12 protein-coding genes are annotated in these 15,231 nt (G+C 74.9%); 5 read left to right on the forward strand and 7 right to left on the reverse strand.

The window, feature by feature from the left end; translation table 11 throughout:
- Positions 1-93: 93 nt before the first annotated feature.
- Positions 94-879, reverse strand: coding sequence for a transglycosylase family protein (locus ACFV4G_RS30645; protein WP_380445368.1), 786 nt, complete (start codon positions 877-879; stop codon positions 94-96).
- A gap of 582 nt (positions 880-1,461) precedes the next feature.
- Here ACFV4G_RS30645 and ACFV4G_RS30650 point away from each other — a divergent pair.
- Complete coding sequence (locus tag ACFV4G_RS30650) at positions 1,462-2,346, forward strand: hypothetical protein (RefSeq protein WP_380445369.1); 885 nt, start codon at positions 1,462-1,464, stop codon at positions 2,344-2,346.
- A gap of 226 nt (positions 2,347-2,572) precedes the next feature.
- A complete protein-coding gene (locus ACFV4G_RS30655) occupies positions 2,573-3,295 on the forward strand; it encodes a hypothetical protein (RefSeq protein ID WP_380445370.1) in 723 nt (240 codons plus the stop codon).
- Between the two features lie 196 nt (positions 3,296-3,491).
- Here the strand turns inward: ACFV4G_RS30655 and der are convergent, their stop codons facing one another.
- The 4 genes from der to ACFV4G_RS30675 form a co-directional block, all read right to left on the reverse strand.
- Entirely contained in the window at positions 3,492-4,946 is a 1,455-nt protein-coding gene (gene der / locus ACFV4G_RS30660; RefSeq protein WP_380445371.1) for a ribosome biogenesis GTPase Der, read from the reverse strand.
- A gap of 163 nt (positions 4,947-5,109) precedes the next feature.
- Positions 5,110-5,847 (reverse strand): (d)CMP kinase, encoded by a 738-nt coding sequence (gene cmk, locus ACFV4G_RS30665; RefSeq protein WP_359965486.1) that lies wholly within the window; start codon positions 5,845-5,847, stop codon positions 5,110-5,112.
- Between the two features lie 125 nt (positions 5,848-5,972).
- Positions 5,973-7,031, reverse strand: a complete 1,059-nt coding sequence (locus ACFV4G_RS30670) for a DUF4419 domain-containing protein (protein ID WP_380445372.1) — start codon at positions 7,029-7,031, stop codon at positions 5,973-5,975.
- 55 nt (positions 7,032-7,086) lie between these two features.
- Positions 7,087-8,172 (reverse strand): prephenate dehydrogenase, encoded by a 1,086-nt coding sequence (locus ACFV4G_RS30675; protein ID WP_380445373.1) that lies wholly within the window; start codon positions 8,170-8,172, stop codon positions 7,087-7,089.
- Between the two features lie 332 nt (positions 8,173-8,504).
- On the opposite strand from ACFV4G_RS30675, the gene ACFV4G_RS30680 reads away from it, so the two are divergent.
- The 3 genes from ACFV4G_RS30680 (at position 8,505) to ACFV4G_RS30690 (ending at position 12,875) form a co-directional block, all read left to right on the forward strand.
- Positions 8,505-10,889: a DUF4139 domain-containing protein gene (locus ACFV4G_RS30680; RefSeq protein WP_380445374.1), complete on the forward strand. Its 2,385-nt coding sequence runs from the start codon at positions 8,505-8,507 to the stop codon at positions 10,887-10,889.
- A gap of 2 nt (positions 10,890-10,891) precedes the next feature.
- Positions 10,892-12,436 carry a mucoidy inhibitor MuiA family protein gene (locus tag ACFV4G_RS30685; protein WP_380445375.1) on the forward strand — a complete coding sequence of 515 codons (1,545 nt, stop codon included), beginning with the start codon at positions 10,892-10,894 and terminating at the stop codon, positions 12,434-12,436.
- A 76-nt stretch (positions 12,437-12,512) separates the two neighbouring features.
- A complete protein-coding gene (locus ACFV4G_RS30690; RefSeq protein WP_380445376.1) occupies positions 12,513-12,875 on the forward strand; it encodes a DUF952 domain-containing protein in 363 nt (120 codons plus the stop codon).
- 55 nt (positions 12,876-12,930) lie between these two features.
- On the opposite strand, the gene ACFV4G_RS30695 is transcribed toward ACFV4G_RS30690, so the two are convergent.
- Complete coding sequence (locus tag ACFV4G_RS30695) at positions 12,931-13,914, reverse strand: helix-turn-helix domain-containing protein (protein ID WP_380445377.1); 984 nt, start codon at positions 13,912-13,914, stop codon at positions 12,931-12,933.
- Between the two features lie 213 nt (positions 13,915-14,127).
- Positions 14,128-15,231 (reverse strand): pseudouridine synthase (locus ACFV4G_RS30700; protein ID WP_380445378.1); only part of this gene is annotated, 1,104 nt, incomplete at its 5' end.

The following is a 15,231-nucleotide window of genomic DNA, read 5'->3' on the forward strand; positions in this document are numbered from 1 at the left end:
CGCGTGCCACCCCACCCCGCCCCCCCCCCGCCCCCCGTTGGCTCCCCCCCGGTTCTCCCGGGGCCCACCGCGGGGGGGACACACCGATCTACGTCAGATGCTCAGGACCTGGCCCGGGAAGATCAGGTCCGGGTTGCCGCCGACGACCTTGGCGTTGTTCTTGTACAGGTCGTGCCAGTCGAGGCCCTGCGCGGCGGCGATGGCGCTCAGCGTGTCACCGGACTTGACGGTGTAGCTGCCACCCTTGGCCGGAGCAGCCGGAGCGACGGGCTTGGCGTCGTTCGAGCGGTTCCAGGACTGCGCGCCCTTGTCGGCCTTCGGCGCGGCCTTCACGGCGGCGTCGGCCTTCGGGGCCTGGGTGGGCTTCGCGGCCGGAGCGGCCGGAGCAGCCGGCTTGGCAGCCGGGGCGGCCGGCTTCGCGGCCGGAGCGGTCGGCTTGGCGGTGTTCGCGCCGGCCGAGGTGTCGACGGCGGCCGGGGCCCCGCCCTTGGTCAGGCCGGCCTTGACGGAGCACACGGGCCAGGCGCCCGGGCCCTGCGAGGCGAGGACCTTCTCCGCGACGGAGATCTGCTGCGCCTTGGTGGCCTGGTTGGCCTGCGAGGCGTAGGCGGTGCCGCCGAAGGCGGCCCAGGTGCTGGAGGTGAACTGCAGGCCGCCGTAGAAGCCGTTGCCCGTGTTGATGGCCCAGTTGCCGCCGCTCTCGCACTGGGCGACGGCGTCCCAGGTGGAGACGGGGGCGGCGGAGGCCGAGGTGGCCGTGACGAGGCCGGCCACCGGCAGGGCCGCGACGGCGGCGCCCGCGACGACCGCCATGCGCACGCGGTTGCGCTTGGTGGCGGTGGAGGTGGTGGCAGCGGCGGTCTCGTGACGGAAGGTCATGGGGTTCCTCTCGACAGCCCCGGGCGGGCAGGCGGAACCAGGCCCTGGAAGGGGCCGCGTTCCTTGCCGCGTCCGTCGGACGGCCGTGCACGTGTCGGACGTGCCGCTGCCGCCCCGGCCACCCAGCCGCTCGCCGACGACCTGTTCGAGCGGTCGCGTCGGCGGGCACGTGCCGCTGCCGGTGCGGGACCGGCGGGCTGTGCGTCGGGGGTGAACCCGGGTGGCGCTCGTTGCGCCGTCCAAGAAGCTACGAGGCGGTCGGCGGGGAAACCAAAACCCGAACGGTCTGCCCAGCTCACGCAAGGGTTACCAGTGGTAACGACAACACAATCCTGCCTGAATTGTCCGTTTTGGCCACTACTTCCAAGATCAAACATCCAGGCCGGGTGACCTACCTCACGGTTTCATTCCGGCAGGCCCGCCCACGACATCGACACATTGCGACCACAGGAACACGCACTGCGGTCGGATCCGGGGCAATTCCCGTCAGCCTCGACGACCACCCGTGACGCCTGACACAGGGGTCCGTTGGTTATGGCGACCTCCCCGTAACCGCAATCAAGACCCACTCCAGGAGACCCTGTGCCGCGCATGCTCGACGTCAGCGACGAGGTCCGGTCCGAGATCGGCGACGACGAGGCCGACCGCCTCCTCGGCGGCGACCGCGCACCCGACAGCTACGAGTGCACCTCCTGCCGCACTCCCGGTGACACCTACTCGGACCCCACCAGCACGGTGCTGTTCGTGGGAGACGAGACCGCCGTGCTCGCCTTCGCCCACGCCCGCTGCATCCCGTCCCAGGTGGTGCCGGTGGCGGAGGAGCAGCTGGCCGGAGCCGTCCGCAGCATCAACCAGGCCCAGACCGACACGCCGGGCCTCCCCGCCGTCAACGCGCCCGCGCCGTCCGCCGTGGTGACGCCCACCGCCCCGATCCCCGCGGCGACCACCCCGGCGCTTGGCGCCCCGGTCGCCGACGACCGGCCCAGCGCCCCCGGCCAGGCCGCCATCCTCGGCATCACCTGCGGCCTGGTGCTGCACGGCAAGGTCGGTCACGCGTCGCTCGTGGTCGAGCCGACCGGGCCGGTCGGCCGGCCGGGCAACACCACCGGCGAGGACGAGTTCCTCGACCTGCTCCAGGACGCCGGCTTCCAGCCCGTCGCCGACCTCGACGAGACGCCCGACCAACTCCCGGGCTGGTCGGTCCTGGTGGCCATGGGCAAGCTGCACGCGATCCTGCAGCCCGCGGCGGCCGGCGGCAGCACCGGCTGGTGGCAGGCGCACCAGCCGCTCCAGGTGACGGACGCGTGGCGGCTGGCCGCGAGTCAGCTGTCCGAGGTGACGATGTACGCCGTACCGGCCGGGACGGTCGGCCGACAGCCGCGCGAGGACCTGCTCCGCCAGGCGCTGGAGCGCGCGGTGTCGATGGGCCGGGTCGTCGCCGCCTCCCTCCCGCTCGCCGGCACCTGAGCCGTACCCCCGCCCCACGCCACCCCACCCCACCGCGCCGCCCGGCCCGCGCCCCCGCGCATCGACCACCCCACACCGCAACACCCCGCAGCACGCCGCAACACCCCGCACCACCCCGGCCCGACGCCCCCACGGCCGGAAGGCGGCCCTCCGATCGGCATAGGCCACCTTCCGGCCGGGTCCCCCGCCCCCGCATCCCCGGACGACTTCGCTCGTTGGCCCCTGTGTGTACAGCTACGACGTCTCCGCGACCCCCGGCAGGACCGCCACCGTCCCCCGATCGATCCCGGGCATGCGCCCGTCGTACGACGCCGAGCACCCCCACTCGACGACGCCGATCTACGACGAGCTGTACTCCGAGTACCGGCGGCTGTTCCGCGCGCTGCCGGGCGACCGGTCGGGCGAGGAGGACCTGAAGTTCACCGGCTTCGCGATCCGGGAGGGGTACCCGCTACCAGTGGACCCGCGGTCGTACCCGCAGCAGCAGGCGTTCCAGACCTACGGGGGCCAGGCGGCGGGCCTGCCGCAGTTCATGCCCGCCCAGCAGGCGAACCCGCACCCCGCCAACCCCACGAGCGACGGCTACGGACAGGCCATGCAGCACGCCACCGGCCACCACCCGACGGGACACCACAGCACCGGGCACCAGACCACCGGAAACCACCCGGCCGGCCCCCACGCCACCGGCCATCACCACATCACGAACCACCACCCCGGCGGGCACCACCAGCCGAACGGCCACCAGGTCCAGCCCGCACCGCAGTTCACCAACGGCCAGGGATGGGTGGCCGCCGGCTTCCTCGGCTCGCCGGGCCAGGTGCCCCACCCGATGCCCGCGCCGCCCCCGGTCCCGTCCCCGATGATGGGCACGGCCCCGTCCGCCGCCGCCGGCGGCCGGCACCGGCAGATGCTGTCCCTCCCGCCGGGCCGCATGGGCGACCACCACTGACCCGCCGCCCGAACCGGGCCGGGCACCACCGGGCACCACCGGGCACCACCGAACGACCCGACCAGGCACCACCAGGCCACCCGTACCAGGCACCACCGAACGACCGAGGGCCCCGCCGCCGAAGCGACGAGGCCCTCACTCGCGAAGGTGCGCGGGCGCCTACGGCCCCACGCACCAAGCGGTGCCGGTGCGACTACTACTTCTTCTTGTTGCGCTTCTCCCGCACGCGCACCGAGATCGAGATCGGCGTCCCGACGAAGCCGAACTCCTCGCGCAGCCGGCGCTCGATGAAGCGGCGGTAGCCCGCCTCCAGGAAGCCCGAGGCGAACAGCACGAAGCGCGGCGGACGGGAGCCCGCCTGGGTGCCGAACAGGATGCGCGGCTGCTTGCCGCCGCGGATCGGGTGCGGGTGGGAGGCGACGAGCTCGCCGAGGAAGGCGTTCAGGCGGGCGGTCGGGATGCGGGTCTCCCAGCCGTCCAGCGCGGTCTCGATCGCCGGGACGAGCCTCTCCATGTGCCGGCCGGTCTTGGCCGAGACGTTGACGCGCGGGGCCCACTGCACCTGGACGAGGTCGCGCTCGATCTCGCGCTCCAGGTAGTAGCGGCGCTCCTCGTCGAGCTGGTCCCACTTGTTGTAGGCGATGACGACGGCGCGCCCGGCCTCGACGGCCATCGAGATGATGCGGGTGTCCTGCTCGGCCAGGGTCTCGCTGGCGTCGATCAGGACGACCGCGACCTCGGCCTTCTCCAGCGCGGAGGCGGTGCGCAGCGAGGCGTAGAAGTCGGCGCCGGCGGTGAGGTGGACGCGGCGGCGGATGCCGGCCGTGTCGACGAACTTCCAGGTCTTGCCACCGAGTTCGATCATCTCGTCGACCGGGTCGCGGGTGGTGCCGGCCAGCTCGTTGACGACGACGCGCTCCTCGCCGGCGACCTTGTTGAGCAGGCTGGACTTGCCGACGTTCGGGCGCCCGATCAGCGCGACGCGGCGCGGGCCGCCGGGGGCGGCGCCGCCGAAGGTCTGCGGCGGGGCCTCGGGCAGGGCGGCCATGACGGCGTCGAGCAGGTCGCCGGAGCCGCGGCCGTGGAGGGCCGAGACGGGGTACGGCTCGCCCAGGCCGAGGGACCACAGGTAGGCGGCCTCGGCCTCGGTGGACTGGCCGTCGACCTTGTTGGCGCACAGGACGGTCGGCTTGCCGGCCCGGCGGATGATCTTGATCAGGGCCTCGTCGGTGTCGGTGGCGCCGACGGTGGCGTCGACGACGAACAGCACCGCGTCGGCCTGCTCGATGCCGAGCTCGGCCTGGGCGGCCACCATCGCGTCGATGCCGAGGACGTCGATCTCCCAGCCGCCGGTGTCGACGACCTTGAAGCGGCGGCCGTTCCAGCTGGCCTCGTAGCTGACCCGGTCGCGGGTGACGCCCGGCTTGTCCTCGACGACGGCCTCGCGGCGGCCGATGATGCGGTTCACGAGGGTCGACTTGCCGACGTTCGGGCGGCCGACGATGGCCAGCACCGGCAGCCGGAGGTGCTCGGCGGCGTCGAGGCCGTACACGTCGTCGGGGTCGAAGCCCTCTTCGGCGGCGAGGGCCATGAACTCGGCGTACTCGGCGTCGTCCAGCTCACCGTGGCCGGTGGCGTGCTCTGCGGTCATGTTCGTCTGTTCCGTTTCCCGGCCCGGCCCTTCCCAGGGGCGCGCCGTGCGTACCTGCCCCGCTCGGGGCAGCGCGAGTACTTCTCCTGCGGCACCTCGGCGGTGCCGCAGTTCGTTCGGGATCACCCGGGGCCGGAGCCCGGCGGGCCACCCCCATGAAGGATCACACCGACGACAGGCCGGCCCGCTCCTCCACCAGGGCGACGATCCGCCCGATGACCTGCTCCAGCGTGAGGTCGCTGGTGTCCACCAGGACCGCGTCGGCGGCCTGGGTCAGCGGGGCCGTCTTCCGGGAGGAGTCGGCGGCGTCCCGGCGGGCGAGGTCGGCGGCCATCGCGGTGATGGTCGCCTCGTCGACGCCCTTGGCGCGCAGCTCGGCCGCCCGGCGCTCGGCACGGGCGGTCTCGGAGGCGGTCAGGAAGATCTTGACGGTGGCGTCCGGGAACACCACGGTCCCCATGTCCCGACCCTCCGCGACGATGCCGCGCTCGGCGACCCCGGCGCAGCCGCGCTGCAGCTCGACCAGCCGGGTGCGCACCGCCGGCACCGCGGACACGGCGCTGACCCGCGCCGTCACCTCGGGGCCGCGGATCGGGCCGGACACGTCCTGCCCGTCCACGGTGATGGTGGGCCCGTCGGCGTCCGTCCCCGACACGATCACCGGCTTGCCGCACGCGACGGCCACCGCCTCCGCGTCGTCCGTGTCGACGTCGTTGGCCAGCATCCACCAGGTCATCGCCCGGTACATGGCACCGGTGTCCAGGAAGCTCAGGCCCAGCCGGGCGGCCACGGCGCGCGAGACGGTCGACTTGCCCGAACCGGAGGGTCCGTCGATGGCGACGACGACCGGGGCGTGCGCTCGGTCGGCAGTGTCCACGGGGTCGAACCTCTCTCTGAGCATGGGATCCGGCGCCTGGACGGCCAGTGGGCAGGCGTTGAACAGGCATGCGGCCGGGGATTGTCTCCCTCAAGGTTAATGGACCGGCGCGGGCCCCCGCCCCGCCAGCCCCGACCGCCCCGACGGCCCTACCGCCCCAGTGGCTCCACGACCGCGTTCCCCAGCCGGGGCCGGACGTACTCGCCGTCCCGCTCGATGCCGAGCACCCCGCCCAGGAAGGCCATCGTGAGCTGCCCGTCCGGCCTGCCCCACGCGAAGGGCACCGTCGAGACGTGCGACGGAAAGGCGTTCTCCTCGAAGGACAGCCCCCGCCACCCGAAGACCGTCCGCGGCTCCGGACCGGAGGGCCTCCGGGTGTGGGCGAAGAAGGCCGTGATCCACCCGGAGACGAGGTCCCCGCCGGAGTCCGACCGCCACTTGTACAGCGAGCGCCAGAACTCCTGGTCCACCGGCCAGCCGGCCGCCGTCCGCGCCAGGACCCTCAGCACCGGGCGCAGCTCCGCGAACCAGGGCGCGAGCGGCTCGAACCACGGCGCCAGCTCGCCGACCCGCTCCGCCAGCAGCGCCCAGTCGTTCGCGGTCCCCTCCAGGCGGACCCGGGGGATGCCGCACAGCGTCTCCCACCGGAACTCGTAGTAGGGGCTGACGACGTCCATCAGCGCGACCAGCACGGACGAGACGTCGTCCGGCGTGGTCGTCGAGAAGTCCGGCCGGAACAGCTCGACGAGTTCCGCCCCCACCGCCTCCGCCAGCGGCTCGCGCACCAGGCGGATCGACGCGGCCCAGTCCGGCTCCGGGCCCAGCAGGGAGTTGTCCCGTACGACGATCGGACGCTTCTCCCCCGACGGGTCCGCGCCGAACACCCCCGCGTACAGGTCCGCGTTCAGGCGCACGTGGACGGCCACCTCGTGCACCACCGCGTACCAGAGCACGTCCGGCGACAGGCTCAGCGGCAGGTGCCCGCAGAACGCGACGTGCGCCGCCCGCAGCAGCAGGCTCCACGTCGGCTCGTCCCCGGCCGGCCGCTGCCGTTCCGCCGGGGCGGCCAGCAACGAGACCGCACTGCGGTGGTGGAGGCGGAACTCCCCACCCACCACGGCCGCCAGGAACGCGTCGTTCCCGACGACGTCCAACTCCCCCACGTCGCCCGGCTCCTGGCCTTCACCGAGTGGTATCTCGACGATCACGACAGCTCCCCCGCGCCCCTCGGCCCCGCACGCTCTGCCCGCTCTTCCAGGGCCCTCAGTCCCGCACGCTCCACCCGCTCGCCCGCAGCGCCGCCGTCAGCGGCTTCACGGCCGCCGGGGCGACGGACAGCTGGACGAAGCCGACCTGCTGCCCGTCGGAGTGCTCGATGACGACGTCCTCGATGTTGACCCCGGCCGCGCCGACCTCGCCGAAGAGGCGGCCGAGCTCGCCGGGCTGGTCGCCGAGGACGACCGACACGGTCTCGTACCGGGTGGGCGGCGCGCCGTGCTTGCCCGGGATGCGGGCCTGCCCGGTGTTGCCGCGCCGCATGACGGCCTCGATGCCGGCCGCGCCCGAGCGGCGTTCGGCCTCCTCGGCGGCGTCCAGGGCGCGCAGCGCGGTGACGGTCTCGCCGAGGTCCGCGGCGACCTCCTCCAGGATGTCGGCGACGGCGCCCGCGTTGGCGGAGAGGATGTCGACCCACATGCCGGGGTTGGAGGCGGCGATCCGGGTGACGTCCCGGACGCCCTGCCCGGAGAGCCTTATCGCCGTCTCGTCGGCGTGCTCCAGCCGGGCGGCGACCAGCGAGGACACCAGCTGCGGGGCGTGCGACACGAGTGCGACCGCCCGGTCGTGCGCGGCGGCGTCCATGACGATCGGCATCGCGCCGCACAGCGCGACGAGCTCCAGGGCGGCGTTGAGCGTCTCGGTGTCGGTGTCGGCGGTGGGGGTGAGCACCCAGGGCCGGCCCTCGAAGAGGTCGGCGCGGGCGGCCAGCGGGCCGGAGCGCTCACGGCCGGCCATCGGGTGGCTGCCGATGTAGTGGACGGTGTCGCAGCCGAGCGCGGCGACCTCGGCCCGCGGGCCCTCCTTGACGCTCGCAACGTCGGTGTACCAGCGGGCCAGGTTGCGGCGCTGGCAGTCGGCGAGCACCTTGCCGACCAGCGCGGGCGGGACGGCGATGACCGCGAGGTCGACCGGGCCGTCGGCGGGTTCGGTGGTGCCCGCGCCGAGCGAGGCGGCCGTGCGGGCGGCGTCCGGGTCGGCGTCCTCCAGGTGGACGGTCAGCCCGCGGCCGGTCAGGGCGAGGGCGGCGGAGGTGCCGATGAGTCCGGTGCCGACGACGACGGCAGTGCGCATGGCGGGTCGCTCTCCTTCACGGGCCTGTTCACGGGCCTGGCCGGCGGGCCGGGGTGTGCTCGCCCCATCCTCTCGCATGGCCCCCGCCCTCGCGCCCACCACCCACCCCACCACCGGAGAGGCCCGCCCCACCACCGGGGAGAACCACCCCGCCACCACAGCGACCCGCCCCACCACCGGAGAGAACCGCCGACACCCGGCCCCCGTCCCACAGAGTGCACACGCCACCGCGCGGGCGAATTCCGGAGACGCCCGCCCGGAAGCGGGGCAGACTGGCCGCCCGAGCAGAGACCGTCGGCGCAGGCGGCAGGACGCGAACGAAGGGGTTGCGCATGGACGATCAGCACAGTGGCGAGGTCGAGCGGCGGAAACCGGCGGCCGTACCGGCGCACCCGTCGGTCCTCGACTCGGTCGTGGTGTACGCCGAGGGCGCGGTCTGCCGCCGCCGGGCCACCGTGCCCGTCCCGGCCGACGGCCGCCTGCGGCTGACGGGCCTGCCCCGCACGCTGGACGGCCGCTCGCTGCGCGCCCGGGTGCTCGCCGGCCCGGCCGGCACGGCCGTGACCGAGGCGCGCGTGGAGCAGCTCGCCGAGATCCGCGACGAGTCCGAACTCCCCTCCCTCCGACGGGAATTGGACGAGGCCAGGGAGCACCTGAGCGCCCTCGTCGAACGCCACCGCCTGGTCCTCGCGTCGATCGCCGAGACGAGCGACCTGCGCGCGGTGCCGCCGCAGCGGCGGCGGCCCGACGAAGTCCTGCGGCGCACCCCCGCCGACGCGTGGCTGGAGCTGGCCGAGTTCGTCGACGAGCGGCTGGCCGGACTCCAGGCGCGCGCCGAGCAGCTCACCCGGGAGATCGAACTCGCTGACCATGCCTGCGAGTTGATCAACGACCGGCTGGAGCGCGCGTCCACCGCAGGACCGTCCCACCCGGTGGAGACGGCCACCACCGTCCTGCTCACTCTGACGACCGCCCCCGCCCCCGCCGGCGAACCGGCCACGGCCGCACCCACCCCCGCCGGCACCCCCACCGCCGACGAACCGGACACCGCCGCACCCACCCCCGTCACCCCCGCCACCCCCGCCCACCTGGAGATCGAGCTGGAGTACGGCGTCGCCGCCGCCCGCTGGATCCCCGCCTACCGGCTGTCCTACCGGCACGGCGCCGACACCGGCCGCCTCGTCCTGCGCGCCTCCGTCGCCCAGCAGACCGGCGAGGACTGGACGGGCGTCCGGCTCGCGCTGTCCACCGCCGACCTCGACCGCCGCACCGACCTGCCCAGGCTGCGCTCGCTGCGGATCGGCCGCAGCCAGCCCGCGCCGCCGCCGTCCGGCTGGCGCGAGCCCCCGAGCGGTCTGTCCGACCTGTTCTCCGGCTACGACGCGGCCGACGAGCTGCCCGGCAGGCCCCGGCCCCGCGGCGGCGGCCCGCTCGCCGTCTCGGCGCCGACGCCCAGCCCCCCGGCCTGGCTGCAACAGCCCCGCCCGTCCGCGCCCCAGCCCGCGCCGCCCGGCCGCCCGGGACGCGCCGCTCGCCCCGGCGGCAGTCCGTACGGCGTGAGCGGGCGCGGCGGCGGCACCCTGGACGCCGCCGACGGCGACTACCCGCTGCCCGCATCGCCGCCCCCGCCCGGCCCCGGCTTCGCCGGCTACGGCGGCGCTCCGGTCCCCCAGTCGGGGCCCCCGGCACCGGTCGCGCCCGGCGGCCCCGCCCCCGCCGCCTTCGGCGCCCCGGCGCCCGTGCCCGGAGCCGCCCCGGCCGCCCGGTCCGCACCGCCCGAGGCCATGAAGCGCATGGCCCACCGCAAGCGCGCCGGCGCCGTCGAATCCGCCGACGTCTGGAACGACGGCCCGCCGACGGCCCACGGCGGCCTCACCCCCGCCGCGGCCCTGCTCGACTACCCCGAGCTCGTCCTGGCCGGCCCCGACGAGCCCGCCGCCCGCCGCGGCACCCTCCGCCCGCCCGCCGCCACGCCGGACACGGGCCCCGGCAGCCCCGGCGCCCTCGGCGGCCTCGGCCGCGTGCGCGGCCTGCGCCTGCCCCGGCACGCCGTGGCGCCGCGCGTCTCGGCCGGCTCCTTCGACCACCGCTTCGACGCCGCCGCCCCCGCCGACATCCCGTCGGACGGCACCTGGCACACCGTCACGGTGGACGAGATCCCGCTGTCCGTCCGCCCCGAGTACGTCACCGTCCCCGCCGTCGAGGAGAAGGTGTACGCGACGCTCGTCCTCGCCAACCGCACCGACCGCGCCGTCCTGGCCGGCCCGGTCGAGGTCACCGTGGACGACGAGTTCCTGCTCACCGCCGCCCTGCCCACGCTCGCCCCCGGCGGGGTGCGGCGGGTGGGCATCGGCGTCACCGAGAGCATCGAGGTGGCGCGCCGCACCGAGCTGCACGAGGCCGCCGCGGGCAAGCTGAACGTGCTGAACAACAGCACCGTGCTCGACCACCGGGTGCACGTCGAACTGGCGAACCGGCTCGGCCGGGCCGTCACCGTCGAGGTCCGCGAGCGCGTGCCGGTCTCCTCCGACGCCGAGATCCGGATCGAGGAGCGCGCCGACTGGCACGCCCCGACGGTCCCGACCCCGGAGTGCCCGCCCAGCAGCCGGCTCTGGCGGGTCGAACTGCCCCCGGGCGGGCGCGCCGAGCTCGACGGCGGCTACCAGATCAAGATCCCGGCCGGAAAGGCCATCGTCGGCGGAAACCGGAGGAACTGAGAATGACCGGAACCATCCCCCTCCCCGTCACCGCCGTCACCTGCCTGGAGGACCGCAGCCAGGTCGAGCGCACGACGACGGTCGACCTCGTCGCGGGCGTCCAGCGCCTGCGCCTGGGCCCGCTCACCGCGCTCGCCGTAGACCGCACCCTGCGCGCCGAGAGCGGCACCCCCGGCAGCCGCGTCCTGGACGCCCGCCTGGTGCGCAGCTGGACCCCGCGCTCCCCGCAGCCGCCGGGCCCGGAGGACTCCGAACTGCGCCACCGGCTGCACGAACTGGACGCCGAGACCCGGCTGACCGACCAGGCCCGCACCCGCCTGGAGGCCCGGCTGGCGCTGCTCGCCCAGCTCTCCGCCGACCTCCTGCGCGAGGTCGGCGAGGGCGCCGGCGTCGGCGAGGTCGAACGCGCCCGCTGGACGCGCGAGCTGGACCGGGTGGACGCCGAGCGCGAGCGCCACGGCGAGGAACTGCGCGCCACCCGCTCCCGGCTGCGCCGCCTGGAGGAGGAGCGCTCGCAGGCGCTGACCGCGCTCGACGAGGCCGAGGAGGAGCCGGCCGAGCTGGTCGCCCACCTGGACCTCACCGTCGAGGCCGCCTCGGCCGGCCCCGGCACGCTGACCGTCAGCCACCTGGTGCCGTGCGCGCTCTGGCGCCCGTCCTACCGCGCCACCCTCGCCGGCGGGAGCCTGCGCCTGGAGTCGGAGGCCGTCGTCTGGCAGCGCACCGGCGAGGACTGGACCGGCGCGCGGCTCACCTTCTCCACCGCCCGCTCCGCCCTCGCCACCGCCCCGCCCGCGATCACCGAGGACGTCCTGATGCTGCGCGAGCGCACCACCGAGGAGCGCCGGACGGTCGAGGTCGAGCTGCGCGAGGAGACGGTCGGCACGCTCGCCCCGGACGCCGCCGTGCCGGGCGTGGACGACGGCGGCGAGGTCCGGGTGCTGCCCGCGCCCGCCCCGGCCACCGTGCCGTCCGACGGCCGGGCGCACCGGGTGCCGCTGGGCGGCTTCGACACACCGGCGAGCAGCGAGTACGCGTGCGCGCCGGAGCTGTCCCCGCTGGTCACCCAGGTGGTCCGGTTCCGCAACGCGGCCGGGCACCCGCTGCTGGCCGGCCCGGTCGAGCTGGTCCGCGGCAGCGGCTTCACCGGCCGGGGCGAACTGCGCTTCACCGCGGCCGGCGCCGAGGCCGAGCTGGCGTTCGGCAGCTCGGACGGCTACCGGGTGGTCCGCGAGACCGAGGAGCGGCAGGCCACCGCCGGGCTCACCGGCCGCCAGACGACCACCCGGAAGGTCCGGCTGCACCTGTCCCGGTTCTCCGGCCCGGAGGAGCGGGACGAGCAGGTCGTCACGGTCCGCGAGCGGGTGCCGGTCTCGGAGGTGTCGGCGGTGGAGGTGCGGCTGCGCAAGGAGGAGTGCACCCCGGCCCCGGACGCCTTCGACGCCGAGGGCATCGTCCGCTGGGACGTGCCGCTCGGCCCGGGCGCCCGCCGGACGGTCACGCTGGTGTACGAGGTCTCGGCCTCCTCGAAGGTGGCCGGACTCTGACACCCGCGCCGGAGTGACACCGGATCAGCACCAGCCCGCTCAGCACCAGAGGGACCGAACCGGGTACAAAAGGAACATGATCCTCCACCTCGCACCCCTGGACGACTGGCTGGCCGACCCCGGCCGCCCGTACGCCGCCGCCTCGCTGCTCACCGACGGGTTCATCCACTGCTCGGCGGACGAGCGGACCGCGCTCGCGGTGGCCAACCACTTCTTCGCCGACGCCCCCGATCCGCTGATGGTGCTGCTGATCGAGGAGTCGCTGGTGGAACCGATGGTCAAGTGGGAGGCCCCGCACGGCGCACCGCCGCCCGGGGCCACGCCCGGCGTGCAGTTCCCGCACATCTACGGCCGGCTGAACCGGTCCGCCGTGGTGGGCCTGGAGAAGGTCCTGCGCGGCCCGGACGGCCGCTGGGCCTCCCTCACGCCCTGGAGCTGAGCCCGCAAGAGCCGGGCCCCGAAGCCGGGCCCTCGACGACCGTCAGGCCGCGGGCTCACAGCCACCCGCGCTCCCGCGCCGCCATGCCGGCCTGGAAGCGGGTGGTGGCGCCCAGCGCCCGCATCAGGCTCTGCAGCCGGCGCTGGGTGGTGCGGGCGCTCCAGCCGAGCGAGCGGGCGATCGACTCGTCGGTCAGGCCGGCCGCCAGCAGGCCCAGCAGCTTGCGGTGGTCGGCCGCCGGCTCCAGCGCCGTGTCCGTCGCGCCGATCGCGGCCTGGAGCTGGACGGCCCGCTCCCACTCGGCCTCGAACAGGGTGTCCAGCGCCTGGAGCAGCGCCGAGGGATGGATGACGTAGGCGGCGTCGAGGACGCTGTCGCCGACGCTGATCGGGATGATCGCCATCCGGTCGTCCGAGATGATCATCTTCATCGGCAGCGTGGGCCGGACCCGCGCCTCCTCGCCGTCCGCGACGCCGACCAGGATGTTCTTCTCCAGCCGACCCGGCCAGGCGACCGCCTCCCGGTCGTAGATGGTCCGGAAGCGCAGCCCCTCGCGCAGCCGGTCGCGCTGCGTCGGCATGAGCCCCACCGGGTCCTGGATGTACGGCGGGCAGTCGAAGCCGCGCACCTGGTACTGGCTGGTCTCGGTGATGTGCTCCAGCCGCTGGGCGATCGCCTCGCCGCCGGTGAGCACCTCGACCGAGTGCGCCGGGTCGGTGTAGCGCGACGCCTCCCGGAAGGCGTCCATCAGCCGGTGCATCTCGGCGCGCGCGTGGCGCAGTTCGGACTCGCGATGGCCTATCAGGGTCCCGATCGCGACGTCGGGGGCGACCGGCAGGTAGCGCTGGCGGTCCACCGGCGCGCGGGTGGCCATGCCCTGCTGGGCGAGCCGGTCGAGCGCGCGCACGCTCTGCTGGAGGGTCAGCCCGCAGGTCTCGGCCAGGTCCTCCGCGGTGGACTGCGGGTTGGCCACCAGCGCGGCGTAGACCTGCCCGTCCGGCTCGGCCAGTCCCAGTGCGCTGAGTGGTGCATCGGACACGACGCGGTCTCCCCCTGTTCGCCCCCACCGGCGCCCGCCCTGGCGCACTCCCGCCACGTGGCGCGGCGGTGGTCAGATGGCCATCCTCTGCCACGGATCACGGCGCTGACAAGGCCGTGACCAGCGGGTGCGTCCCGGCTCACACACACGCCGGAGGGTCCCCCGCCACCACGGGCGGGAGACCCTCCGGAGAACTGTCGGTGAACCGGGGCCCTACAGGCCGACCTCGTGCATCAGCTGGCCGACCTCGGGGTTGGTGAGGCGGCGCAGCCAGCCCGACTTCTGGTCGCCCAGCGCGATCGGGCCGAAGTGGGTGCGCACGAGCTTCTCGACCGGGAAGCCGACCTCGGCCAGCATCCGGCGCACGATGTGCTTGCGGCCCTCGTGCAGGGTGACCTCGACCAGGTAGTTCTTGCCGACGTTCGAGATGACCTTGAAGCTGTCGGCGCGGGCGTAGCCGTCCTCCAGCTCGACGCCCTGGGCGAGCTGCTTGCCCAGGTCGCGCGGGATCGGGCCCTGGATGGCGGCCAGGTAGGTCTTGGTCACGCCGTACTTGGGGTGGGTGAGGCGGTGGGCCAGCTCGCCGTGGTTGGTGAGCAGGATGATGCCCTCGGTCTCGGTGTCCAGGCGGCCGACGTGGAACAGCCGGGTCTCCCGGTTGGTCACGTAGTCGCCGAGGCACTGGCGGCCTTCCGGGTCCTCCATGGTGGAGACGACGCCGGCCGGCTTGTTGAGCGCGAAGAACAGGTAGGACTGGGTGGCGACGGTCAGGCCGTCGACCTTGATCTCGTCCTTCTGCGGGTCGACGCGCTTGCCCTGCTCGGTCACGGTCCTGCCGTTGACCTCGACGCGGCCCTGCTCGATCAGCTCCTCGCAGGCGCGGCGGCTGCCGATGCCGGCCCGGGCCAGGACCTTCTGCAGGCGCTCGCCCTCGGGCTCGCCGAAGGTCTTGGGCAGCTTGACGGCGGGCTTGTCGTGCCGGGCGAGGACGGCGTCCTCGATCCTGGCCTGGAGCTCGCGCGAGCGCTGCGGCTGACGGCGCGGGTCGCCCGGGGCACCCTGGCCCTCGCGGCGCGGGCGCGGCGCCGGGCCGGGGCGCCGGCCGGCGAAGCTGCCGCGGGCGGGGGTGGCGTTGGGGCCGCCGCCGAACTCGGGGCGGTCGTAGCGCCGCTCCTCGGGCCGCAGCGGGCGGTCCGGGAAGCGGCGGTCGTCGCGCCGGTCGTCGCGCCGGTCGTCCCTGCGGTCGTCGCGGCGGGGGTCCCGCCCGGACGAGCCGGAGCCCCCCCGCGAGCCCGCGCCCCCGCCGTAGGAGCCGCC

It is taken from the genome of Kitasatospora sp. NPDC059747 (assembly GCF_042732955.1).
Taxonomy (GTDB): Bacteria; Actinomycetota; Actinomycetes; order Streptomycetales; family Streptomycetaceae; genus Kitasatospora.